21 protein-coding genes are annotated in these 22,922 nt (G+C 64.5%); 15 read left to right on the top strand and 6 right to left on the bottom strand.

Annotation, left to right across the window (positions count from 1 at the left end; genetic code table 11):
* Positions 1-68 precede the first annotated feature (68 nt).
* A complete protein-coding gene (locus MKAN_RS05445) occupies positions 69-1,667 on the top strand; it encodes a helicase HerA-like domain-containing protein (RefSeq protein WP_023365990.1) in 1,599 nt (532 codons plus the stop codon).
* Between the two features lie 276 nt (positions 1,668-1,943).
* On the opposite strand, the gene MKAN_RS30320 is transcribed toward MKAN_RS05445, so the two are convergent.
* Both MKAN_RS30320 and MKAN_RS30315 read right to left on the bottom strand, forming a co-directional pair.
* Entirely contained in the window at positions 1,944-2,429 is a 486-nt protein-coding gene (locus MKAN_RS30320) for an SPASM domain-containing protein (protein WP_129111696.1), read from the bottom strand.
* A 31-nt stretch (positions 2,430-2,460) separates the two neighbouring features.
* Positions 2,461-3,054, bottom strand: a complete 594-nt coding sequence (locus tag MKAN_RS30315) for a hypothetical protein (RefSeq protein WP_129111695.1) — start codon at positions 3,052-3,054, stop codon at positions 2,461-2,463.
* 482 nt (positions 3,055-3,536) lie between these two features.
* Here MKAN_RS30315 and MKAN_RS05440 point away from each other — a divergent pair, with 482 nt between their 5' ends.
* Complete coding sequence (locus MKAN_RS05440; protein WP_023365986.1) at positions 3,537-3,851, top strand: PE family protein; 315 nt, start codon at positions 3,537-3,539, stop codon at positions 3,849-3,851.
* Between the two features lie 281 nt (positions 3,852-4,132).
* On the opposite strand, the gene MKAN_RS30310 is transcribed toward MKAN_RS05440, so the two are convergent.
* Both MKAN_RS30310 and cmrA read right to left on the bottom strand, forming a co-directional pair.
* Positions 4,133-4,303: a hypothetical protein gene (locus tag MKAN_RS30310; protein ID WP_023365984.1), complete on the bottom strand. Its 171-nt coding sequence runs from the start codon at positions 4,301-4,303 to the stop codon at positions 4,133-4,135.
* Positions 4,304-4,435: 132 nt separating this feature from the next.
* On the bottom strand, positions 4,436-5,242 hold the full coding sequence (gene cmrA, locus MKAN_RS05435; protein WP_036392917.1) for a mycolate reductase: 807 nt from the start codon (positions 5,240-5,242) through the stop codon (positions 4,436-4,438).
* Between the two features lie 450 nt (positions 5,243-5,692).
* Here cmrA and MKAN_RS05430 point away from each other — a divergent pair, with 450 nt between their 5' ends.
* Positions 5,693-7,033, top strand: a complete 1,341-nt coding sequence (locus tag MKAN_RS05430) for an MFS transporter (protein ID WP_023365980.1) — start codon at positions 5,693-5,695, stop codon at positions 7,031-7,033.
* Here MKAN_RS05430 and MKAN_RS05425 read toward each other — a convergent pair.
* Positions 7,030-7,821 carry an MmpS family transport accessory protein gene (locus MKAN_RS05425; RefSeq protein ID WP_036392567.1) on the bottom strand — a complete coding sequence of 264 codons (792 nt, stop codon included), beginning with the start codon at positions 7,819-7,821 and terminating at the stop codon, positions 7,030-7,032. The two genes, MKAN_RS05430 and MKAN_RS05425, sit on opposite strands and share 4 nt — an antisense overlap.
* Before the next feature lie 239 nt (positions 7,822-8,060).
* On the opposite strand from MKAN_RS05425, the gene MKAN_RS05420 reads away from it, so the two are divergent.
* Entirely contained in the window at positions 8,061-9,119 is a 1,059-nt protein-coding gene (locus MKAN_RS05420; protein WP_023365976.1) for an LLM class flavin-dependent oxidoreductase, read from the top strand.
* Here MKAN_RS05420 and MKAN_RS05415 read toward each other — a convergent pair.
* Positions 9,106-9,747 carry an SACE_7040 family transcriptional regulator gene (locus MKAN_RS05415; RefSeq protein ID WP_023365974.1) on the bottom strand — a complete coding sequence of 214 codons (642 nt, stop codon included), beginning with the start codon at positions 9,745-9,747 and terminating at the stop codon, positions 9,106-9,108. The genes MKAN_RS05420 and MKAN_RS05415 overlap by 14 nt on opposite strands.
* Positions 9,748-9,855: 108 nt before the next feature.
* Here MKAN_RS05415 and MKAN_RS05410 point away from each other — a divergent pair, with 108 nt between their 5' ends.
* From MKAN_RS05410 to MKAN_RS05360, 11 genes are all read left to right on the top strand, one after another.
* Positions 9,856-11,499: an AMP-binding protein gene (locus tag MKAN_RS05410; protein ID WP_023365972.1), complete on the top strand. Its 1,644-nt coding sequence runs from the start codon at positions 9,856-9,858 to the stop codon at positions 11,497-11,499.
* A 122-nt stretch (positions 11,500-11,621) separates the two neighbouring features.
* Positions 11,622-12,365: a CoA transferase subunit A gene (locus tag MKAN_RS05405; RefSeq protein WP_023365970.1), complete on the top strand. Its 744-nt coding sequence runs from the start codon at positions 11,622-11,624 to the stop codon at positions 12,363-12,365.
* A 100-nt stretch (positions 12,366-12,465) separates the two neighbouring features.
* Entirely contained in the window at positions 12,466-13,113 is a 648-nt protein-coding gene (locus MKAN_RS05400; RefSeq protein WP_023365966.1) for a CoA transferase subunit B, read from the top strand.
* A complete protein-coding gene (locus tag MKAN_RS05395) occupies positions 13,110-14,690 on the top strand; it encodes a carboxyl transferase domain-containing protein (protein WP_023365964.1) in 1,581 nt (526 codons plus the stop codon). Before MKAN_RS05400 ends, MKAN_RS05395 begins: the two co-directional genes overlap by 4 nt.
* A 4-nt stretch (positions 14,691-14,694) precedes the next feature.
* Positions 14,695-16,668, top strand: coding sequence for an acetyl/propionyl/methylcrotonyl-CoA carboxylase subunit alpha (locus MKAN_RS05390; RefSeq protein WP_023365962.1), 1,974 nt, complete (start codon positions 14,695-14,697; stop codon positions 16,666-16,668).
* Entirely contained in the window at positions 16,665-17,831 is a 1,167-nt protein-coding gene (locus MKAN_RS05385; RefSeq protein WP_023365960.1) for an acyl-CoA dehydrogenase family protein, read from the top strand. The genes MKAN_RS05390 and MKAN_RS05385 overlap by 4 nt, the downstream gene beginning before the upstream one ends.
* Entirely contained in the window at positions 17,828-18,391 is a 564-nt protein-coding gene (locus tag MKAN_RS05380) for a MaoC family dehydratase (protein ID WP_099184203.1), read from the top strand. The genes MKAN_RS05385 and MKAN_RS05380 overlap by 4 nt, the downstream gene beginning before the upstream one ends.
* A complete protein-coding gene (locus MKAN_RS05375) occupies positions 18,388-19,209 on the top strand; it encodes an HpcH/HpaI aldolase/citrate lyase family protein (RefSeq protein ID WP_023365956.1) in 822 nt (273 codons plus the stop codon). Before MKAN_RS05380 ends, MKAN_RS05375 begins: the two co-directional genes overlap by 4 nt.
* Before the next feature lie 322 nt (positions 19,210-19,531).
* A complete protein-coding gene (pdhA, locus tag MKAN_RS05370) occupies positions 19,532-20,623 on the top strand; it encodes a pyruvate dehydrogenase (acetyl-transferring) E1 component subunit alpha (RefSeq protein ID WP_023365954.1) in 1,092 nt (363 codons plus the stop codon).
* A 9-nt stretch (positions 20,624-20,632) separates the two neighbouring features.
* On the top strand, positions 20,633-21,694 hold the full coding sequence (locus MKAN_RS05365) for an alpha-ketoacid dehydrogenase subunit beta (RefSeq protein ID WP_023365952.1): 1,062 nt from the start codon (positions 20,633-20,635) through the stop codon (positions 21,692-21,694).
* The gene (locus MKAN_RS05360; protein ID WP_023365950.1) at positions 21,691-22,896 is read left to right on the top strand and encodes a dihydrolipoamide acetyltransferase family protein; all 1,206 of its coding nucleotides are present in this window, start codon (positions 21,691-21,693) and stop codon (positions 22,894-22,896) included. The genes MKAN_RS05365 and MKAN_RS05360 overlap by 4 nt, the downstream gene beginning before the upstream one ends.
* Positions 22,897-22,922 lie beyond the last annotated feature (26 nt).

Genomic DNA, 22,922 nt, shown 5'->3' with positions numbered 1-22,922 from the left:
AACACCCGTGCAAGTAGTGTGATTGCTTTGCCAAGCGGTACGGGTAACGACGGGGAAGAGGTGGCGCGATGAGCACCGAAGCGGCGGCGGCCGGCGGGCTTGGCGGGCCCGCGCAGCGGATCGCGGCGGGTTACTCCGTGGCAGGCCAGGCGCTGGAATTGGGCACCGTGGTCGTCGACGGTAACGCCGACCCGACTGCGCAGATTCGCATTCCACTGGCCACCATCAACCGGCACGGTTTGGTAGCCGGGGCCACTGGAACCGGGAAAACCAAAACGCTGCAGCTCATCGCCGAGCAGCTCAGCGCTGCGGGCGTGGCCGTGCTCATGGCCGACGTGAAGGGCGACCTGTCCGGACTATCCCGGGCGGGAGAGGTCAACGACAAGACGGCCGCACGGGCGAAAGATACCGGCGACACTTGGACGCCGACGGGCTTCCCGGTTGAGTTTCTGTCGCTGGGCACCAGTGGAGTCGGTGTTCCGGTACGCGCGACCATCTCCAGCTTCGGACCTATTCTCTTGTCAAAAGTGTTGGGGCTCAACGCTACCCAGGAATCAACGCTGGGGCTGATCTTCCACTGGGCTGACCAGCGGGGACTTCCGTTGCTGGACTTGAAAGATCTGCGTGCCGTGATCACCCATCTGACCAGCGATCAGGGCAAGGCGGAGCTGAAAGCCCTTGGGGCCGTTTCGCCGACGACTGCCGGTGTCATCCTGCGAGCATTGGTCAACCTCGAAGCCGAAGGTGCTGATACCTTCTTCGGCGAGCCGGAACTGAGACCTGACGACCTGATACGCGTAGACAGTCAGGGTCGCGGCATCATCTCGCTGCTGGAGTTCAGCGGTCAGTCGCTGCGCCCCGTGCTGTTCTCCACCTTCCTGATGTGGGTGCTGGCCGACCTGTTCACCTTTCTGCCCGAGGTGGGCGATCTGGACAAGCCTAAGCTGGTCTTCTTTTTCGACGAGGCGCACTTGCTGTTCACCGACGCATCCAAGGCTTTCCTGGAGCAGGTCGAGCAGACGGTCAAGCTCATTCGCTCCAAGGGTGTCGGGGTGTTCTTCTGCACCCAATTGCCGACGGATCTGCCCAACACGGTGTTGTCTCAGCTGGGGGCGCGAATCCAGCATGCGCTACGGGCGTTCACACCCGACGATCAGAAAGCGCTCAGCAAGACCGTTCGCACGTATCCGAAAACCGATGTCTACGACCTGGAATCGGCGCTGACGTCGCTGGGCATCGGTGAGGCCGTCGTGACCGTGCTCTCCGAGAAGGGCGCGCCGACCCCGGTCGCCTGGACACGCATGCGGGTTCCCCGGTCGCTGATGGGCGCGATCGGCACCGACGCCGTTGCCGCGGCGGCCCACTCAAGCCCGCTGCAGGCCGCCTATGGCCAGACCATCGACCGGGTGTCCGCCCACGAAATGCTGAGCACCACATACGCGTCGGCAGAGGCGCCGCCACCGGTCCAGCCGCCGAGGGGAAAGTACGATCCGCTACCGTGGCCGGACGAGAACCAGGTGCCGCCCATGCCGGCCCCCGTTGAACCCAAGGGTCCGGGCATGTGGGAAGAGATCCTGAAGAACCCGACCGTGAAGAGCGCCATCAACACGGGGGTGCGCGAAATCACGCGCAGCATCTTCGGCACCGGGCGGCGCCGCAGCAAGTAACGACTAGCCTGCGCTGAGCCGAAGCGCGACGGGTCGGGCCAGCCGATGGCTGACGGGTTCGTGGTCCGAACCGCCACGCGACTCGGTGCCGTTGAGCTGAGGCCACGCCTGGCCTATCGCCGAAGTCGTTGTGGGCAGGAAGTTTTGCGTCTGCGTTGGGAATCGTCATGTCGCACGGACACCTCACGCGCGCACCGCAAGCGGGTAGGCAAGCAGGCCCACTGAGCAACGCTCCAGTTCACCGCACGCTGCCGTCTGGTCGCTGCGGATCGTGACCTATCTGGTCCGCGAAGCGGGAGGCGCGCCCTCGCCGACGCCGGAGGTTGCTTGTTGTGGATTGCATGGCTGCTTCGGGTGGCTGCGCGGAAATGTGCGCAAGAACTTCGGGGAACGCTTGCTAAGGGCTGGGGAGGCAGCTAATTCGGCTATCGTGTGTGTGCGGACGTCGCCGATGATAATGGTTGAAAGAGCGCCCGAGTCGAATGTGTAGACTTCGCCATTGGCCGAGATGAAGAAATGCGTTCGCGCCCGCTTGTCAATCGTGCCGGACGCTATTCTCAACCGGGGGTACTTTTGTTTCAATTGCAGTACGCGTTCCTGGAAACCCGACTGATCGATCTGCATTCGTTCTCGCAGGGCGCGTGGCGATCGCAGGTCCCACCACTGAAACAGATGCCAGGCGAACACTGCGTCAAAATTGGACAACGTCCGTGCGATGTTCCCCAAGTCATCAACGTTGCCCCTTGTAACGGTTGTGTTCACTTTGATCGGTATACTGTACGCAGCGCAAACGCTAATTGCGTGTAGAATGCTCGCGACAGATCACTTTTCCTTTGCGGAAATCTGCGATTACGTCTTCTCGACCGCCATCGATCGGTAGTCCCAAATAAGAAACCCTTCCGCTCAACGCTTTGGCCATCTCGGGCGTGAGACTGTATCCCACGGTAATGCCCCAGTTCGCTTGTTTGAGTCGACCACCCCTACTGGCTGCGGATTCCGCAAGCATCGCGCGAACACTGCGGTGGACATCGGGAGCGCTATGTTGCTGGTCTTCCGATAGATCGCAACCAGGACGCGTAGCCCGCATCAACAGTTGGTCGGCTCGGCGCAGCGAGCGAGCAGTGGGCATGCATTGAGCGAGAGTAGTTGCGAGCTGATAACAAACGGTGTCCGTCGGCGCCACCCGAAACTGACGCTCCAGCTCCGCTTCTAGGTCTTTGAAACCAGCGATCGTGAAATTCTCGAACAACAACCGACGCTCGAAAGAACTGTGCCGGTCAACGGACGGTTTGATCCAGTCGACCGGCCGCAGCAGGCTGTCGCTTTGGTGGGATCTCGTTGGGAACACGGCACCGGACTCACCATTTAGTGGTAATACATCAGACATCACATCGACCTCGCCATTGCTAAGGCGCTGTTCGTCGTCTCATTAATGCTCGGATATTCAGTCCATCCTTCCGGCGTCACAGTCGGGTTCGGCGTGGATTCTTTGTGCGAACATCGGAAATACCACCCGCGAAGGATTCAATTGGTGCATGGCCCTCCCGGGGGCCGGCCTGACGAAGATGTCGCGCCGGTGAGCCGATATGGGTTCGATCGGCGCAGCGCCCCATGGCGCATTCCCGCGCCAGATAACTGCATTGTCCGCCGCCACGGCTTATTGCTCACTAGCGCGTGGTCTGAGTGACCCGGATTTTCGCGCCCGCGCTTCATGGCATGTTCAAAACCGTATCGAGAACTTTTCGTTAGGTCAAGCGATTAGTCGTAATAACTCAAATTTATGAATCTAGCGACAATATCGATCGACTGAGTTGTCGAAATTCTCCTAGTCTGAACCGGTTCGCCAGACGTGTTGAAAGGGGTGCTGTAATGACATTGTGGGTAGTTCCTGAGGGTTTGGCGGCGGCCAGTGCTGCGGTGGAAGCGCTGACCGCTCGTTTGGCTGCTGCACATGCTGCCGCGGCGCCGGTGATTACGGCGGTGGTGCCGCCGGCGGCTGATCCGGTGTCGCTACAGACTGGGATCGGGTTAAGCGCGCTGGGCAATGAGCACGTCGCGATGGCCGCTGAAGCTGTCGAAGAGCTGGGCCGTTCTGGAGTAGGTGTGGGCGAATCCGGCGTCAGCTATGCGGCCGGTGATGCTGCGGCGGCCGGGACTTATCTGGGTGCGGGCGGCTTGGCATGACCGAACCGGTGTGGATGGCCGCGCCGCCGGAGGTGCAGTCGAGATCGCTCAACGCCCGTCCGGGATCTCGCCGTGTTGCTGGCGGCCGCGGGTTCGTATGGCGGGTGCCCCGATAATCGGTCGGCCCGGTTCTGGAGCCACGTTGTGTTCGATATCGGTTGCAGTTGATCTGGTGGGTCACAGGTATGTGGTGTCCGCGGGATTTAGGACAACCCGATTTCATTTTGGAAAATGCTTGCAGCACTTGAGAGACCAACCCGGGCCGTTGTCCGTCCGCAGCACTATCGGGGTCCGCCGGCCGCGGTGAACAATTGATCTAACTCCGTGATGAGCCGCTCGGTGGTGGTCGAGCGCTCCACGATGTTGAGCAGCGATTGGCGAGTGTGCTCGTCGATGACCAGGCGGCCCTTGATGACGTTGCCGTTGATGGTGGAATCGAACTCGAAATTCAAGGCCCGCGCCTGCAGTGGAATTCCGCCGCAGACTCGATACCCGCAACGTGGTTCTCTCGCTCGCTCACTCACCGGCTGGTGTGGTCGATCACGGATGCGGCGGCCGCCGAGACCGGCTACCGCATCCTGTTACTAGCCGCCCCCGAGCTTCTTGTAGAAGCTGCCGACGATGGGCGCGACGATGGCACGCGGCGCGTACTGACTTGCCACCGACATGGCCTTCGAGGTCAGGCCGGGAACCACGCGCATTTTGTTGCGCTCCAAGGCATCCAGCGATACCCGGGCGGTGTGCTCCGTCGAGATCCACAAAAACTCCGGCACCAGCCTTTCGACCAGCGACGCCTCGGCCTCATCGGGTAAATCGGTACGTACCGGTCCCGGCGCCAGCAGCGTGACATGCACACCGGACCCGCGTAGTTCACCGCGCAACGATTCGCTGAAGGTGTTGGCGAAGGCTTTAGTGGCGGCATAGGTTGCGTTGTACGGAATGGGCGAATTTCCTGCTGCTGAGCCGGAAATCAAAATGCCGCCGGCCTTGCGCTCGACCATGCCGCGCAGCACTGCCAACGTGAGGTCATGCACCGCAACGGCATTCAGCTGTACTTGCGCTTTCTCGCCCGCCGGGTCGAGCGACGCGAGTGGGCCGAACGTCCCCGTGCCCGCATTGGCGCACAGGATCGAGATGTGCCGTTCCGCTAACTCGTCGCACAGCTTCGTCCGCTCCTGCGGGTCGGCAAGATCGGCCGGCCGCACCTCGACAGCGACGCGATACTTGTCGGTGAGCCGGGCTGCGAGTTCGGTCAGCAAAGCTTCGCGACGCGCGGTGACGATCAGACTGTGTCCGCGTGCGGCCAATTCGATGGCCAACGCCTCGCCGATATTCTGCGAAGCTCCGGTGACAACGGCGCGGGCGTCGGGACTCGGAGCGGGTATCGGCATGCGCCAATCGTAGACAAGCGGCATGCGGAGTCGGGCGCTGCGGGTCGCTGCCAACACGAATCAAATCGGCAGCGATCGCAAGCGCGACGGAGTCGGGCGCTGCGGGTCGCTGCCAACACGAATCAAATCGGCAGCGATCGCAAGCGCGACGGAGTCGGGCGCTGCGGGTCGCTGCCAACACGAATCAAATCGGCAGCGATCGCAAGCGCGACGGAGTCGGGCGCTGCGGGTCGCTGCCAACACGAATCAAATCGGCAGCGATCGCAAGCGCGACGGAGTCGGGCGCTGCGGGTCGCTGCCAACACGAATCAAATCGGCAGCGATCGCAAGCGCGACGGAGTCGGGCGCTGCGGGTCGCTGCCAACACGAATCAAATCGGCAGCGATCGCAAGCGCGACGGAGTCGGGCGCTGCGGGTCGCTGCCAACACGAATCAAATAGAGTGCCGGACATGACCAACCGGGGTTTGGGCACGTACGTGCGATCTCGGGTAGTGGCCTGGGCGCTGTGGGACTGTGGTTCTACGGGCCTGAACGCGATGGTGACCACCTTCGTGTTCTCCGTCTATCTGACCAGCACTGTGGGGGAGGGCATGCCCGGCGGTAGCTCGCCGGCGAGTTGGCTGGGTCGGGCCGGGACGGCCGCCGGGTTGACTATCGCTCTGCTGGCTCCAGTGGTGGGTGTGTGGGTCGAATCTCCACATCGGCGGCGGGTGACGCTGGGCGTCTTGACGGGCCTGACCGTGGGACTGACTGCTGCGATGTTTCTGATTCGCGACAGCCCCGGTTACCTATGGCCTGGGTTGGCGTTGTTGGCAGCGACGGCGTCATGCAGTGACCTGGCCAGCGTTCCGTACAACGCGATGCTGCGCCAGCTCTCGACACCCGAGACGGCCGGCCGGATTTCCGGCTTCGGGTGGGCAGCGGGTTACGTCGGAAGTGTCCTGCTGCTGTTGTTGGTCTATGTGGGCTTCATGGCCGGCGCCGGTGACGTTCGTGGGTTGCTGCACCTGTCCGCCCATGACGGTCTCAACGTCCGGGCGGCGATGCTGTTGGCCGCGGCGTGGCTGGCCTTACTGGCTCTGCCGTTGTTGTTCGTCGCGCATAGACTGCCGGATTCCGTTGGAGTGCCTCGCCCGAATACGAGCATGCTGGGTGGCTATCGAAAGTTGTGGACGGACATCACCGCTGAATGGCACCGCGACCGCAATCTCGTCTACTTCCTTGTGGCCAGCGCAATCTTCCGGGATGGGCTGGCGGCCATATTTGCCTTCGGTGCGGTACTGGGTGTCAACGTGTACGGGCTTACCCAGGCTGACGTCCTGGTGTTCGGGGTTGCCGGAAGCGTGGTGGCCGCAGTCGGCGCGGTGCTGGGTGGATTGGTTGACCACCGGCTCGGCTCCAAGCCGGTCATCGTCGCGTCGCTGGCCGCAATCTTGGCCGCGGCACTGACGTTGATGGCGCTCTCCGGTGCGTTGGCCTTCTGGGTATGCGGACTGCTGCTATGTCTTTTCGTCGGACCGTCGCAGTCGTCGGCGCGCGCATTGTTGTTGCGCATGGCTCAGCATGGCAAGGAGGGGGTTGCCTTCGGGCTGTACACGATGACGGGCCGGGCGGTTGCATTCCTGGGACCCTGGTCGTTTTCGGTCTTCGTTGATGCGTTCAGCGCGGTCCGCGCCGGGTTGGGTGGTATCTGCCTGGTGTTGCTGGTGGGCCTGCTGGCCATGCTGGCCGTGCGCGTTCCGCGCCGCAGCGTCGTCATAGCCAACGAAGCGGTAACCGAGTCGAGTTAGCCGGAGGCGTCGCAGATGGTGAGGCCAACCCCGGTGCGCTGGCGTACCTGAACTCCGGCCACCGTTACCGAGCAGGTCACGTTGTGGCCGATGTTGATAATGGTGACGCTCGCGGGGTGAAGGGAAGACTTGGGCAGGCTCACCTCTTTGCTCCACGGCAGCGCGACGTTGAACTCGGTCTGTATGACGTCACCGGTATCGATATAGGTCACGCTGATCGCGCGGCCCTCGCCGGTGACGTTGTAGACGACGGTCTGCATCGCGCCGGGGGTGGGCGTCTCGCTGGGCGTGCCAGAGCCACCTGTCGTTGTGGGCGCCGGCACGATGCTGGGTGTTGGTGTCATTGTTCGTGTCGTCGGAGGCTTGAGTGTTGAACTCGGGGTGGGCATCGGCGGCAGGGGCTCGACAGCCGTCTGGTTCTTGACCGACATGTTCGCGATCACCAACGCGATGACCAACCCGACGACAAGCAGGACGGCCGCGCCGGCAGCGACCCACAACCATCGCGGGGTGCTCGGATCGTGCGGCGGTGGCGCGGCCCCGTGAAGCACTTCGCCCGGCTCCGGGTGGTCCTGCTGCCAATATCGGGGCGGTAATTGCTGGGTCGGGTTCGGTTCGTAGGCGCCGGGCGCCCACTGGGGAATGTGGCCGCTGTAGGTGGGCGCATAGGGCGCCTGGCCGGCGTAAGCCGGGTCGACGGGCGGCGGATTTACGGGACCCTGCGGCCACGTGGGTCCAGGCCCCGGTTGAGGGGGACCATACCGCTGGGGTCGGCGTGGATCGTTCATGCCCACCTCATGGTTTGAAGGGTACCTAAGAGTTGGGCGGCGGTGCCGCCGCACCGCTCCGTCGGCAGGGCCGCGCCGGACGGAGCCCCTACTTGCCTCGGCCCAGGGCAACCACCAACACATTCTTCAACAATCGTTGATGTCTTCGTGCATGCCGGGTATTGTTTCTTCAACAACCGCTGAAGAACTTCTCCACAGGGGGCGCGGCAACCTTCGCGCGGCGGTGACAGGAACCGGGGGTGAACGGCGTGAAATTCGGAATCGATGTACCGACGTGTCTGTCCGGGATGGCCTACCCGGTCCCGTTCGCCACGGCCGACGAGGTGATTCGGATCGCACTCGAGGCCGAGGCGCTCGGCTTTCACGAGGTCGCCGGCAATGATCATCTGAGCACCCAACGGTTCGTGCGGGAGGCATGGTCGGTCCCACCGGACTACTTCGAGCCGCTGATGATGCTGGCGACGATCGCGGCCAAGACATCGGTGGTGCGGCTGGCTACCGGGATCCTCGTCTTGCCGATGCGTGAGCCGGTGCTGCTGGCCAAGCAGGTCGCCACACTGGATCAGATCAGCGGCGGACGTGTCACATTGGCGGTAGCAGCAGGCGGGTATCGAGACGAATTCGAAGCGGTAGCACCGGATTTGGCCGACGCGTCGCGCACCCTGCTGATGGCCGAGGGCATCGCGGCGTTGCGCATTCTGTTTGGACAGCGTCGGTCGAACTATGAAGGCCGGTACCGCCGATTCTGCGATGTCGAGTCGTATCCCAAGCCGGTCCAGTCGCCGTTGCCGATTTTCTCCGGCGGCAATGCCAAGGGTGCCATTCGCCGAGCGGGGGAGCACTGTCAGGGTTGGCTGCCGGCCAAACTCGGTCCGGACGAAATAGCCTCTGGCCGAGACGAAGTCGCGAAATTCGCCCGAGCCGCGGGCCGCGATCCCGCCGAGGTAACTATCGGATTGCAGACGGTCGTGTGCCTAGCCCCGACTGCTGAGAAAGCACGTGAGCGCCTGGAGCGGTCGACATTCGAGCTGTTCCGGACCTCCCTGCGGGACACCATGATGAAAGGTGTGAGTCTGGACAAGTATGTGGCCGACAATCTCATCGGCACGCCGGATCAGGTGTGCGCCAAGGTAGCTGCGTTCGAGCGCGCCGGGCTGGACGGGTTCTACGCCACCTTGTTCGTCGCCAATACCGTGAGCGAAATGCTGGAACAGATGCGGCTTTTCGCCAAGTATGTGATCCCGGCCTTTCCGGACGTCCTGGCCTCCCGGCCGACCCTGAACGCTAGTGGTCAGTGACTCGCAGCGCCGCCACGGTCATGGCACGCATGATGGTGCGGGAACGCAGTACCCGCGCCGATCTGGCGTCGGCCGACTTCATGCTGTGCGGTGTGGAGTTCAGCAGCCCGAACACGGCGTGCGCCATCAGCCGCGCATCGGCTTCGGCCAGGTCGGGATCACGCTCGCGCAGCACCCCCACCCAGACCTCCACGTACTGGCGCTGCGCTTTACGCACCTGTCGTTCGGCTGCTGCCGGCAGGTGCGCAAGGTCACGGTCCTGGATTCGGATCAGATCCGGTTCACCCAGCGCAAAGTCGAGGTGAAAATCAATTAGCCCATCCAACGCTGCGGCCGGATCAGAACCGCGGGCCGTCACATCGCGCGCGCCGGCGAGGAGCCGGGAACTGATGCCTACCAACAATTCAACGAGCAGCGACTCTTTGTTGGGGAAGTGCCGATAGATCGCCGGACCGCTGATGCCCGCCACAGCACCAATGTCCTCCAACCGCACTGCGAGAAAACCGCGTTCGGCGAATAACCGTTCAGCAGCCGACAACAGCTGCAGACGCCGGTCCGACTTCAACTGACTGCGGCGACTCGAGGCTTCAGGTTGAGCGGGCCGGCCGTCCGGAGCGGACGCTGTCATGACGGCCTCCGTAGAAAACTCGTCCTGGACACTTCGGTTAATCGTCACTAACGTAGCACGAGTTAGTCGATGTTAACCCGTACGCGGTAAGCGGCAGGCGGAGGAACCGTGGCAGCCAACGGGGCTGCAGACCACAGCGCCCTTTCTTATGAGCGCGGTCCCAACGTGCCCGCCCTACTGGAGACCACCATCGGCGTCAATCTCGCCGAGACCGCCTCTCGGCACGGACAGCGGCACGCGCTGGTCGACGCGCATGCCGGGCGGCGCTGGAATTACGCCGAATTCCTGGCGGACGTTCGGAGATTGGCTACCGGACTAGTGCGTGCAGGTATCGGCGTGGGTGACCGAGTGGGTATTTGGGCGCCCAACCGGTGGGAGTGGGTGTTGGTTCAATACGCGACCGCAGAAATCGGCGCCATCCTGGTGACCGTGAACCCGGCCTACCGGTCCATCGAGTTGCGTTATGCGCTAAGGCAATCCGGGGTCTGCATGATCATCGCAGCGTCGGGCTTCAAGGATGCGGATTACCGGGCGATATTGGCCGAAGTGGCACCTGATTGCCCGGACCTGCGGGAAGCGGTGTTCATGGACAGCGATCGGTGGGACGAGCTGGCCGGTACGCAGTCCGATTTGGCCGCGCTGCAACAGATCGCGTCGACACTGACCGGCAGTGACCCGGTCAACATCCAATACACTTCTGGCACAACGGGTCATCCGAAAGGTGTAACGCTCAGCCACCGCAACATCCTCAACAACGGATATTTCGTGGGGGAGTTGCTCGACTACACCGCCGATGATCGGATCTGCATCCCGGCGCCGTTTTATCACTGCTTCGGCATGGTGCTGGGCAATCTGGCCGCCACCAGCCACGGCGCTGCCGTGGTGATCCCGGCACCCGGGTTCGACCCCGCCGCCACCCTGCGGGCCGTCCAGACCGAACGATGCACCAGCCTCTACGGCGTGCCGACCATGTTCATCGCCGAACTTGGACTGCCGGACTTCACCGACTACGACCTCACCAGCCTGCGAACCGGGATCATGGCCGGCTCGACGTGCCCGGTCGAGGTGATGCGCATGGTGATCGAACAGATGCATATGCCGGCGATTTCGATCTGCTATGGCATGACCGAAACATCTCCGGTGTCCACCCAGACCCGTACCGGTGATTCCCTGGAGCGCCGGGTGGGCACCGTCGGCCGGGTGGGGCCGCATCTGGAGATCAAGGTGGTGGACCCGGTCACCGGCGAGACCGTGCCCCGCGGCGTCCCCGGTGAGTTCTGCACCCGGGGTTATTCGGTGATGGCCGGTTACTGGAATGACCCGGAGCGGACCGCAGAAGTGATCGACGACGACGGCTGGATGCATAGCGGAGACCTGGCCGCCATGGACGCATGCGGGTACGTGCAGATCACCGGCCGGATCAAGGACATCGTCATCCGCGGTGGTGAGAACGTTTCGCCCCGCGAGATCGAGGAGTTCCTGCACACCCACCCCGATGTCGTCGATGCCCACGTCATCGGCGTGCCCGACGAACGCGTGGGCGAAGAGCTCATGGCGGTGATCAAGCTGCGGGACGGCGCACCGCAGTTGACCATCGCGCGACTACACGAATTCTGTGCGGACCGAATCGCCAGGTTCAAGATTCCGCGGTATGTGCGGATCGTCGACGAGTTCCCCATGACCGTTACCGGCAAGGTCCGCAAAGTCGAATTGCGTCAACAGGCAATCGACTACCTGCAAGGTCGAGGGTGAGGACCCGGATGCTGGTTACCGTCCCTTTACCCACCGCGCGGGCGATGGTATTGTCATGCCCCGGTTAATGAGGATTAACTGAAGGACCCGGCCGGCCGGACAGCGAGGAGACTCTGCGGGTAATGGACAAGGTGGTGGCTACCGCCGCCGAAGCGGTAGCGGACATAACCGACGGGTCCTCCCTGGCGGTCGGCGGGTTCGGGCTGTGCGGCATCCCGGACGCGTTGATCTCGGCGCTGGTGGACAGCGGTGTAACTGACCTGGAAACGGTGTCGAACAACTGCGGCATCGACGGGGTCGGTCTGGGAGTGCTGTTGGAACACAAGAGAATTCGTCGGACGATCTCCTCGTATGTTGGGGAGAACAGGGAATTCGCTCGTCAATTCCTGGCCGGCGAACTCGAGGTGGAACTCACCCCCCAGGGCACGCTGGCCGAGCGGCTGCGCGCCGGCGGAATGGGCATCCCGGCCTTCTACACACCGGCCGGCGTGGGTACCCAGATTGCCGACGGCGGGCTGCCGTGGCGCTACGACGCGTCGGCTGCGGTTGCCGTGGTGTCGCCGCCGAAGGAGACTCGCGAGTTCGATGGTGTCACATACGTTTTAGAGCGGGGAATCCGCACCGACTTCGCGCTGGTGCATGCCTGGAAAGGGGACCGGCACGGCAACCTGGTGTACCGCTACGCCGCCGCCAACTTCAACCCCGAGTGCGCGCCCGCGGGGAGGATCACGATTGCCGAGGTGGAACACCTCGTCGAACCGGGTGAGATCGACCCGGCGATGGTGCATACCCCGGGTGTGTTCGTGCAGCGGGTGGTACACGTGCCCAATCCCACCAAGCGGATCGAGAAGGAGACGGTGCGCTGATGACCGCGCCGACGAAGACGCAGCGGGGGTACCGCCCGCTTGCGCGGGACGCAGCGATGAAGCGGGGGCACCTCCCGCTTGCGGGGGAAGGTGGCGCCAAATGAGCTGGAGCAGAGACGCGATGGCCGCACGGGTCGCCGCCGAATTCCGGGACGGCCAGTACGTGAACCTCGGCATCGGTATGCCCACGTTGATTCCCAACCACATTCCTGAGGGCGTGACCGTTGTCCTGCACTCCGAAAACGGGATCCTGGGCGTCGGGCCATATCCCAAGCCCGAGGATCTCGATGCCGACCTGATCAACGCCGGCAAGGAGACGGTGACCACGCTGCCGGGCGCGGCGTTCTTCGGCTCGTCGACCTCTTTCGGCATCATCCGCGGCGGCCATCTCGACGTCGCGGTGCTTGGCGCCATGCAAGTTTCGGTCACCGGCGACCTCGCCAACTGGATGATCCCGGGCAAGATGGTCAAGGGCATGGGCGGCGCGATGGACCTGGTGCACGGCGCCCGCAAGGTGATCGTGATGATGGAGCATGCGGCCAAAGACGGCAGCCCCAAGATCGTCGAGCAGTGCACGTTGCCCTTGACCGGCGTGGGCTGCGTGGACCGCATCGTCACGGAATTGGCAGTCATCGATGTCTGCGACGACGGCCTGCATTTGATCGAGACCGCGCCCGACGTGACGGTCGACGAGGTCGTGGCGAGAACCGAACCACGGCTCATATTGCGGGATCTGGTTACCCCGTGACCGCCGTCGCCGCGCCATCCTTCGCCGACGAACACCGCCGGCTGGTGGCCGAGTTGAACACGAAGCTCGCCACTGCTGCACTGGGCGGCAGCGAACGCGCTCGAGAGCGTCATGTCAGCCGTGGCAAGCTGCTGCCCCGGGAACGGGTGGATCGGCTGCTCGATCCGGGCAGCCCGTTCCTGGAGTTGGCGCCCTTGGCCGCCAACGGAATGTACGACGACGAGTCGCCGGGCGCGGGGATCATCATTGGAATCGGCCGGGTATCCGGGCGCGAATGCGTGATCGTCGCCAACGACGCGACCGTCAAGGGCGGGACCTACTACCCGGTCACGGTCAAGAAGCACCTGCGCGCCCAGGAGATCGCGCTGCAGAATCGACTGCCGTGCCTCTACCTGGTCGACTCCGGCGGCGCCTTCCTGCCACGCCAGGACGAGGTGTTTCCCGACCGCGAGCATTTCGGACGGATCTTCTACAACCAGGCGACCATGAGCGCCAAGGGAATTCCGCAAGTGGCGGCAGTATTGGGCTCCTGCACGGCCGGCGGCGCCTATGTGCCGGCGATGAGCGACGAGGCCGTCATCGTCCGTGAGCAGGGCACCATCTTCCTGGGCGGACCGCCACTGGTCAAGGCCGCCACCGGCGAGATCGTCACGGCCGAGGAGCTCGGCGGCGGCGACTTGCACTCGCGGACATCGGGTGTCACCGACCATCTCGCCGACGACGACGAACATGCGCTGCGGATCGTGCGTTCTATCGCGGCCACCTTCGCGCCCCGCGATCCGTCTCAGTGGGATGTGGCGCGTGTGGTCGACCCCAAGTACCCGCAGACCGAGCTTTACGACGTCGTGCCCCCCGACCCGAGGGTGCCTTATGACGTGCACGAGGTCATCCTGCGACTGGTCGACGGCAGCGAATTCACGGAATTCAAGGCGAAATACGGCAAAACCCTGGTGACCGCCTTTGCACGCATTCACGGACACCCGGTCGGCATCGTCGCTAACAACGGCGTATTGTTCAGCGAATCCGCGCTCAAGGGAGCGCATTTCATCGAACTGTGCGACAAGCGCAAGATCCCGCTGCTGTTCCTGCAGAACATTGCCGGGTTCATGGTCGGCCGTGACTACGAGGCCGGCGGTATCGCCAAGCACGGCGCCAAAATGGTCACCGCCGTGGCCTGCGCCCGGGTGCCGAAGCTGACCGTCGTGATCGGCGGATCCTATGGCGCAGGCAACTATTCGATGTGCGGACGGGCGTACTCGCCGCGCTTCCTATGGATGTGGCCGAATGCGCGGATCTCGGTGATGGGCGGTGAGCAGGCGGCGTCGGTGCTGGCCACCGTGCGCGGCGAGCAGCTGTCCGCGGCCGGCACGCCCTGGTCTGCTGACGATGAGGAAGCGTTCAAGGCGCCGATTCGTGAGCAGTACGAGTACCAGGGCAACCCCTACTATTCGACCGCCCGCCTGTGGGACGACGGAATCATCGACCCGGTTGATACTAGAACTGTTGTCGGGCTTGCTCTTTCAGTGTGCTCTCGGGCACCGCTGGAACCGGTTTCCTACGGCGTCTTCCGGATGTGACGTGATGTTTGACACGGTATTGGTGGCCAACCGCGGCGAGATCGCGGTACGGGTGATCCGCACGCTGCGCCGGCTGGGTATCCGCTCGGTGGCCGTCTACAGCGACCCCGACGCCGAAGCAAGGCATGTGCTGGAAGCCGACCAGGCGGTGCGGCTGGGGCCCGCCGCGGCGCGTGAGAGTTACCTGGACATCGACAAGGTGCTCGAGGCCGCGGCGCGCACCGGATCGCAGGCGATCCACCCCGGTTACGGGTTCCTTTCCGAGAACGCCGATTTCGCGGCGGCCTGTGAGCGCGCGGGAGTCGTTTTCCTCGGGCCGCCGACCCGGGCGATCGAGGTGATGGGTGACAAGATCACCGCCAAGAACGCGGTCGCCGCCTTCGACGTGCCCGTGGTACCCGGCGTTGCGAAGCCGGGGCTCAACGACGACGACCTGGTGGCGGCGGCCGACGAGGTCGGCTATCCGGTGCTGATCAAGCCGTCCGCGGGCGGTGGCGGCAAGGGTATGCGGTTGGTCGAGGACCCGGCGCGGCTGCGTGACGCGTTGGTGAGCGCGCGTCGTGAGGCCGGCTCCTCCTTCGGTGACGACACACTGTTTCTGGAACGATTCATATTGCGGCCCAGGCATATCGAGGTGCAGGTGCTTGCCGACACGCACGGCAACGTGGTGCATCTGGGCGAGCGTGAATGCAGCCTGCAGCGCCGCCATCAGAAGGTCATCGAGGAAGCGCCGTCGGCGCTGCTCGACACGCAGACGCGGGCGCGAATCGGCGCCGCCGCCTGCAACACCGCCCGCAGTGTCGACTACGTCGGGGCCGGAACGGTGGAATTCATTGTCTCCGCCGAGCGTGCCGACGAGTTCTTCTTCATGGAGATGAACACCCGCCTGCAGGTGGAACACCCGGTCACAGAGGCGGTCACCGGGCTGGATCTCGTCGAGTGGCAGCTACGGGTGGCTGCCGGCGAGAAGCTGCCATTTGCACAGGACGACATCGAACTTTCCGGACATGCGATCGAGGCGCGGGTGTACGCCGAGGATCCCGCACGCGGCTTTCTGCCCACCGGCGGGCGGGTGCTGCGGGTGATCGAACCCGCCGGTGCGGGTGTGCGGGTGGACTCGTCGCTGCTGGCGGGCACGGTGGTCGGCAGTGACTACGACCCGATGCTGAGCAAAGTGATCGCGCACGGGGCCGATCGCGAGCAGGCGCTGGCGCGGCTGGACCAGGCGCTGGCGCACACCGCGGTCCTGGGCGTGCAGACCAATGTCGAATTCCTGCGCTTTTTGCTCGCCGACGAGCGGGTGCAGTCCGGGGATCTGGACACCGCACTGCTGGACGAGCGGCTGGCCGACTTTGCGCCGCTGGCGGCGCCCGACGACGTGTTCGCGGCGGGTGGCCTCTACGTGCAGTGGGTGCTGGCTCGCCAAGCTGCGGGCGACCTGTGGGCCGCCCCGAGTGGATGGCGGGTCGGTGGCGGCAGCGCCCCGGTGCGAACCGCGATGCAGACTCCGTTGCGCACCGAGACGGTGTCAGTGTGGGGCTTGCCGGGGGCGGCCCGGGTGCAGGTCGGCGACGGTGAAACCATGTGCGCCAGTGTGCAACTGGAGCGGGACCGGATGAGTGTGACGGTGAACGGGGTGCGCCGTGATTACCGTTGGGCCGAGGCCGACCGCCATCTCTGGATCGCCGACGAGCGCGGAACCTGGCAAATCCGCGAGGCCGAAGAGCGCAAGATTCATCGCGCTGCCGGCGAGCGGCCGGCCGAAGTCGTCAGCCCCATGCCCGGCAACGTCATCGCGATGCAGTCTGCCTCCGGCGCCGAGGTTGCCGAGGGCGACGTGGTGGTGGTGGTGGAGGCGATGAAGATGGAACACGCGCTCACCGCACCGGTTTCGGGGCAGCTGGAGGTGCTGGTGTCCGTCGGAGAGCAGGTGAAGGTCGACCAGGTGTTGGCCCGGATCAAGGATCAAGGATCATGACGACAATGATTACCGCGGGGACGCTGCCCAAGGAATATCAAGACCTTCGTGACACGGTGGCTGACTTCGCACGCACGGTGGTCGCGCCGGTTTCGGCCAAACACGATGAGGAGCACAGCTTCCCGTACGAAGTTGTCGCCAAGATGGGCGAGATGGGACTGTTCGGCCTGCCGTTCCCCGAGGACTACGGCGGCATGGGCGGCGACTACTTCGCGTTGGCGCTGGCGCTGGAAGAACTCGGAAAAGTCGACCAGTCGGTGGCCATCACCTTGGAGGCCGCGGTAGGCCTGGGGGCTATGCCGATCTACCGGTTCGGCACCGAAGAGCAGAAGCGCAAGTGGTTACCGGATCTGACCGCCGGCCGGGCGCTGGCCGGCTTCGGGTTGACCGAGCCCGGTGCGGGCTCGGACGCCGGCAGCACCCGCACCACCGCCCGCATCGAGGGCGACGAGTGGATCATCAACGGCAGCAAGCAGTTCATCACCAACTCGGGCACCGATATCACCTCCCTGGTCACGGTCACGGCGGTCACGGGAAGCGTGGCGGACGGCAAGAAGGAGATCTCGACGATCATCGTGCCCAGCGGCACACCGGGATTCGTCGTCGAGCCGGTCTACAACAAGGTCGGCTGGAATGCGTCGGACACCCATCCGCTGACGTTCACCGATGCGCGCGTGCCGGCCGAGAACCTGCTGGGTGCCCGGGGAACGGGTTATGCCAACTTCTTGTCCATACTCGACGAGGGCCGTATCGCGATTGCCGCGCTGGCGACTGGGGCGGCGCAGGGCTGTGTCGACGAGAGCGTCAAGTATGCCAAGGAGCGTCAGTCGTTCGGCCAGCCGATCGGTTCGTATCAGGCGATCAGTTTCAAGATCGCGCGGATGGAAGCGCGGGCCCATGTGGCCCGCACGGCATATTACGAGGCCGCGGCAAAGATGTTGGCGGGCAAGCCCTTCAAGAAGGAGGCGGCGATCGCCAAGATGGTCTCCTCGGAAGCGGCGATGGACAACGCGCGCGACGCCACCCAAATTCACGGCGGCTACGGTTTCATGAACGAATACCCGGTGGCGCGTCACTACCGCGACAGCAAGGTCCTCGAAATCGGTGAGGGCACCACCGAGGTGCAACTGATGCTGATCGCACGATCACTGGGGCTGTCGTGAGCAGACCTGCCGGCGAGCGTGAACCTGCCACATCGGCGAGTCGCGTCGCAGAATCCACAGTCGGCGCAAGGATTGTCCAGAGGGGCTTGTGGTTCGAAGAGTTCGAGATCGGCACCACCTACCTGCACCGGCCCGGACGCACCGTCACCGAGGCAGACAACGTCCTGTTCACCACGCTCACGATGAACACCCAATCGCTGCATCTCGACGCGGCCTGGGCTGCTGAGCAACCGGGTTTCCGCGGTGAGCGGCTGGTGAACTCGATGTTCACCCTGTCGACGATGGTCGGGCTGTCCGTGTCGCAGCTGACGCTCGGCACCATCGTGGCCAACCTCGGCTTCTCGGAGGTGTCGTTTCCCAAGCCGGTCTATCACGGCGACACCCTGTACGCCGAGACGGTGTGCACCGGCAAGCGGGAGTCGAAAAGCCGTCCCGGCGAAGGCATTGTCACCCTGGAGCACACCGCACGTAATCAGCACGGCGAGATGGTCGCCCGCGCGGTGCGCACCACGTTGGTCCAAAAACGGGTCCAAAAACGGCCGGTCGAGGAGGCGCGATGAACCTGCGCGCCGCGGGACCGGGGTGGCTGTTCTGCCCGGCCGACCGCCCGGAGCGCTTCACCAAGGCAGCCGCCGCCGCCGACGTGGTTATCCTCGATCTCGAAGACGGTGTGGCCCAAGCGGAGAAGTCGGCTGCGCGTCAAGCTCTGCGGGATAACCCGCTGGACCCCGAACGCACCGTGGTGCGCATCAACGCGGCCGGTACCGATGAGCAGGCCCGTGACTTGGAGGCCTTGGCCGCCACCGCGTACCCGACGGTGATGCTGCCCAAGGCCGAGTCGGCGGCACAGGTTGCCGCGCTCGCACCGCGCGACGTCATCGCGCTGGTGGAGACGGCGCGCGGTGCGGTATTTGCCGCCGAGATCGCCGCCGCCGACGACACCGTGGGAATGATGTGGGGGGCCGAGGACCTGATCGCCACCCTGGGCGGCAGCTCCAGCCGGCGCGCGGACGGCGCTTACCGGGATGTGGCCCGCCACGTGCGGTCAACGATCCTGCTGGCCGCGTCCGCGTTCGGCCGTTTGGCCCTGGATGCGGTGCACCTGGATATCCGCGACGTCGAAGGCTTGCAGCAGGAGGCGGTCGACGCTGCCACGGTGGGTTTCGACGCGACAGTGTGCATTCACCCGAGCCAGGTCCCGGTGGTGCGCAAGGCGTATCGACCCAGCGACGAGAAGCTTGACTGGGCGCGGCGAGTGCTGGCCGCCTCGCGGAACGAGCGTGGGGTGTTCGCGTTCGAGGGGCAGATGGTCGACTCACCGGTGCTGCGGCACGCGGAAATGCTGTTGCGGCGGGCGGGGGAATCCGCGCTCGGGTGACGACCGCTTTGCTGTCTGCGGTCCCGGGGCGCGACCGTCGGACCGCGCCCGGCCGCCACGTCTGACCAGTTGGGGTGCTCCCGACACGTCCGCACCGGCGCAGCCGATCAGCCCGGTGTCTTCGGATTTGGGAGCATAATGGGAGAAGCGCCAGTGTTGCGGCGATCCGAGCCGAATGTTCAGCCAGCTGCTGACTCCGGCTCGAAGCAGCTGCTGGCTCGGCTTTGCTATTGACCCGCCGCACCACGCGCGCCGACGCGAAGATGCGGCCTGCCCGGCGGCATCCTCATCATGGCGTGACGGCGTGAGCTGAGGAGGCGGCATGGCTCGGAAGTGTCAGACACCGATGACGGTCGACCTCGAGCCGGTGCAACTCATAGGTCCAGACGGGAAGCCGACCGCGGAAGAGCGTTACAGCCGTGATCTGTCCGCGGAAACACTGTGCTGGCTCTACGAAATGATGGTGGTCACACGGGAGCTCGACGACGAGTTCGTGAACCTGCAGCGCCAGGGTGAATTGGCGCTGTTCACACCCTGTCGCGGCCAGGAGGCTGCCCAGGTGGGGGCGGCCGCATGCCTGCGTGCGGCCGACTGGTTGTTTCCGCAATACCGCGAATTGGGCGTATACCTGGTGCGCGGCATCCCGCCCGGACACGTGGGCGCCGCATGGCGCGGAAGCTGGCATGGCGGGCTGGAATTCACGACGAAATGCTGCGCTCCGATGTCCGTTCCGGTTGGCACTCAGACATTGCACGCCGTCGGCGCCGCGATGGCCGCCCAACGCCTCGGCGAGGACTCGGTGACTGTCCCCTTCCTGGGCGACGGCGCCACCAGCGAGGGCGACGTCCACGAGGCGCTGAATCTCGCGGGCGTATTCCGGGTGCCGTGCCTGTTCTACGTGCAGAACAACCAGTGGGCGATATCGACGCCAGTCCGAAAGCAGACGGCCGCTGTTTCCATCGCGCACAAGGCAATCGGCTATGGGATGCCCGGCATCCGAGTGGACGGCAACGATGTGCTGGCGTGCTATGCGGTGATGGCCGAGGCCGCCACTCGGGCCCGAGCCGGTAACGGTCCCAGCCTGATCGAGGCGGTTACCTATCGCCTGGGCCCACACACCACCGCCGACGACCCGACCCGGTATCGCGACCAGCAGGAGCTGGATCGGTGGCTGGCTCTGGACCCGATTCCGCGTTTTCGGCGCTACCTGCAGGACCTGGGGCTGTGGTCGCAGAGCCTCGAGGACCGGGTCGCCGCCCGTTCGGCGGGGCAACGGGCCGAACTGCGCGATGCCGTGTTTGACGCGCCCGATTTCGACGTCGACGAACTCTTCACCGCGGTCTACGCCCACATCACACCGGAGTTGGAAGCGCAGCGCCGGCAGTTGCGCGCCGAATTGGCGCGGACCGAGTAGGAGGCGTCCATGACACAGATTGCCGATCGCCCAACCCCCTCGCAGGAAAGGCTGTCGCTGTCGCAGTTAGCTCAACCGCTGTGGCCGGCGCCGCACCCGATCACAATGGTGCAAGCGATCAACCGCGCACTGCACGACGCTATGGTCGCCGACGAGCGGGTCCTGGTCTTCGGTGAGGATGTCGCGACCCAGGGTGGGGTATTCCGGGTGACCGAAGGACTGGCTGAAACATTTGGCGAAGCCCGCTGTTTCGACACACCGCTGGCGGAGTCCGCGGTGATCGGGATCGCCGTGGGGTTGGCGTTGCGTGGGTTTGTGCCGGTACCCGAGATTCAGTTCGACGGCTTCACCTACCCGGCGTTCGACCAGATTGTCAGCCACCTGGCCAAGTATCGCTTCCGCACCCGCGGTCAGGTGGACATGCCCGTCACGGTCCGGGTTCCGTCGTTCGGCGGTATCGGCTCGGCCGAACATCATTCGGAGTCCACCGAAACTTATTGGGCCCACACGGCGGGTCTGAAGGTGGTTGTTCCGTCGGAGCCGTCGGATGCCTACTGGCTGTTGCGGCATGCCATCGACTGCCCCGACCCGGTGATGTACTTGGAGCCGAAGCGCCGGTATTGGTCTCGCGGGGTCGTCGATACCAGCCGGCCGGGGGCCCAGATCGGGCAGGCCATCGTGCGGCGGGCCGGTGGCGATGTCAGCGTGCTGACCTACGGTGGCTTGGTGGGTACGGCGCTTGCAGCCGCGGATGTTGCTGAGCAGCAACGAGGTTGGAATCTCGAGATTGTTGATTTGCGTTCGTTGGTGCCGTTGGACTTCGCCACGATCGCGGAATCGATCAGCCGGACGGGTCGGTGTGTGGTGATGCACGAGGGGCCGCGAAATGTGGGCTATGGTGCGGAGCTGGCCGCTCGTATCCAGGAAGAGTTGTTCTACGACTTGGAGGCTCCGGTGCTGCGTGCCTGCGGCTTCGATACTCCGTATCCACCGGCACGTCTGGAGAAGGTGTGGCTTCCCGGCCCGGATCGGTTGCTGGACTGCGTGGAGCGAATTTTGGGGCAGCCATGAACCCCGAACCGCAGCGGATCAAGGACTTCCGGGTTCCCGACCTTGGGGAGGGACTCGACGAAGTCACGGTGACATCCTGGAATGTCTCGGTGGGTGAGGATGTGCAGCTCAACCAGACGCTGTGCTCGGTAGAGACCGCCAAGGCGCAGGTCGAGATCCCCAGCCCGTTCGCCGGGCGGATCGTCGAGATCGGTGGCGCCGAAGGCGATGTCCTCCAGGTGGGCGCGATGTTGGTGCGCATCGATACCGCACCGGATCGCGCAATGGCGGCAGCAACGGTTGGCGATGGCGAGGCCGGTGCGCCGACGCTGGTGGGGTATGGGGCCGACGCAAACTTCGACTGCAGCAGGCGAGGCGTTCGGTCGGCTCGGCCGCGCGCGGTGCCGTCGGCGCGCAAGCTGGCCAAGGAATTAGGGGTGGATCTGGCCGCACTGCAGCGCGGGCCGGACGTCGCCCGGGTGATCACCCGGGCGGACGTGCTCGCCGCAGCTCACGAGTCCGGGATTGATGCGGACGTGCGACCGGTGCGCGGTGTGCAGGCCCGGATCGCGGAGCGAATGATCTCGTCTCACAAGGAAATCCCCGACGCGCTGGCCAGTGTGCAGGTTGACTGCAGCGGTTTGTTGGAGCTCTCCGAGACGCTTCGCGGCGGCCGCGGGGAAGATGTCACGCCATTTGTGCTGTCATTGCGGTTTGTCGTTATCGCTTTGACCCATAACATTATTCTCAATTCGACATGGGTTGACTCGGCTTCCGGGCCGCAGGTGCATGTCTACCGTCGTGTGCATTTGGGGTTTGCCGTGGCCACCGAGCGGGGACTGCTGGTCCCGGTCATCACCGACGCGCAACAACTGACCACCCGCGAACTTGCTTGCCGCACAGCAGAATTGATCAGTGGTGCGCGCGAAGGCACGCTAACCCCGGCCGAGTTGAGTGGTTCGACGTTTACCGTGTCGAACTTCGGGGCGTTGGGCGTCGACGACGGGGTGCCGGTGATCAACCACCCCGAAGCGTGCATCCTGGGGATGGGAGCCATCAAGGCGCGGCCGGTGGCCGTCGACAACGAGATCGTCTCCCGGCCGACGATGACGTTGACATGCGTTTTCGACCACCGCGTGGCGGACGGCGCCCAAGTGGCCCGGTTCCTGTGCGAACTACGTGACCTGATCGAGTCGCCGGCGACAGCTTTGTTGGACCTGTAACGACAAGTCGGGGTGCGATCCGGTCT

It is taken from the genome of Mycobacterium kansasii ATCC 12478 (assembly GCF_000157895.3).
Classification (GTDB): Bacteria; Actinomycetota; Actinomycetes; order Mycobacteriales; family Mycobacteriaceae; genus Mycobacterium; species Mycobacterium kansasii.
Note: the sequence above shows the minus strand (reverse complement) of the source record. Positions and strands in the feature narration are given on the sequence as shown.

Excerpts from the sequence above, each read along its gene's own strand:
- MKAN_RS05445 (WP_023365990.1), top strand. The coding sequence starts at position 69 with ATGAGCACCGAAGCGGCGGCGGCCGGCGGGCTTGGCGGGCCCGCGCAG.
- MKAN_RS30315 (WP_129111695.1), bottom strand. The coding sequence starts at position 3,054 with ATGTCTGATGTATTACCACTAAATGGTGAGTCCGGTGCCGTGTTCCCA.
- MKAN_RS05440 (WP_023365986.1), top strand. The coding sequence starts at position 3,537 with ATGACATTGTGGGTAGTTCCTGAGGGTTTGGCGGCGGCCAGTGCTGCG.
- cmrA (WP_036392917.1), bottom strand. The coding sequence starts at position 5,242 with ATGCCGATACCCGCTCCGAGTCCCGACGCCCGCGCCGTTGTCACCGGA.
- MKAN_RS05430 (WP_023365980.1), top strand. The coding sequence starts at position 5,693 with ATGACCAACCGGGGTTTGGGCACGTACGTGCGATCTCGGGTAGTGGCC.
- MKAN_RS05425 (WP_036392567.1), bottom strand. The coding sequence starts at position 7,821 with ATGAACGATCCACGCCGACCCCAGCGGTATGGTCCCCCTCAACCGGGG.
- MKAN_RS05415 (WP_023365974.1), bottom strand. The coding sequence starts at position 9,747 with ATGACAGCGTCCGCTCCGGACGGCCGGCCCGCTCAACCTGAAGCCTCG.
- MKAN_RS05405 (WP_023365970.1), top strand. The coding sequence starts at position 11,622 with ATGGACAAGGTGGTGGCTACCGCCGCCGAAGCGGTAGCGGACATAACC.
- MKAN_RS05400 (WP_023365966.1), top strand. The coding sequence starts at position 12,466 with ATGAGCTGGAGCAGAGACGCGATGGCCGCACGGGTCGCCGCCGAATTC.
- MKAN_RS05390 (WP_023365962.1), top strand. The coding sequence starts at position 14,695 with ATGTTTGACACGGTATTGGTGGCCAACCGCGGCGAGATCGCGGTACGG.
- MKAN_RS05385 (WP_023365960.1), top strand. The coding sequence starts at position 16,665 with ATGACGACAATGATTACCGCGGGGACGCTGCCCAAGGAATATCAAGAC.
- MKAN_RS05375 (WP_023365956.1), top strand. The coding sequence starts at position 18,388 with ATGAACCTGCGCGCCGCGGGACCGGGGTGGCTGTTCTGCCCGGCCGAC.
- pdhA (WP_023365954.1), top strand. The coding sequence starts at position 19,532 with ATGGCTCGGAAGTGTCAGACACCGATGACGGTCGACCTCGAGCCGGTG.
- MKAN_RS05365 (WP_023365952.1), top strand. The coding sequence starts at position 20,633 with ATGACACAGATTGCCGATCGCCCAACCCCCTCGCAGGAAAGGCTGTCG.
- MKAN_RS05360 (WP_023365950.1), top strand. The coding sequence starts at position 21,691 with ATGAACCCCGAACCGCAGCGGATCAAGGACTTCCGGGTTCCCGACCTT.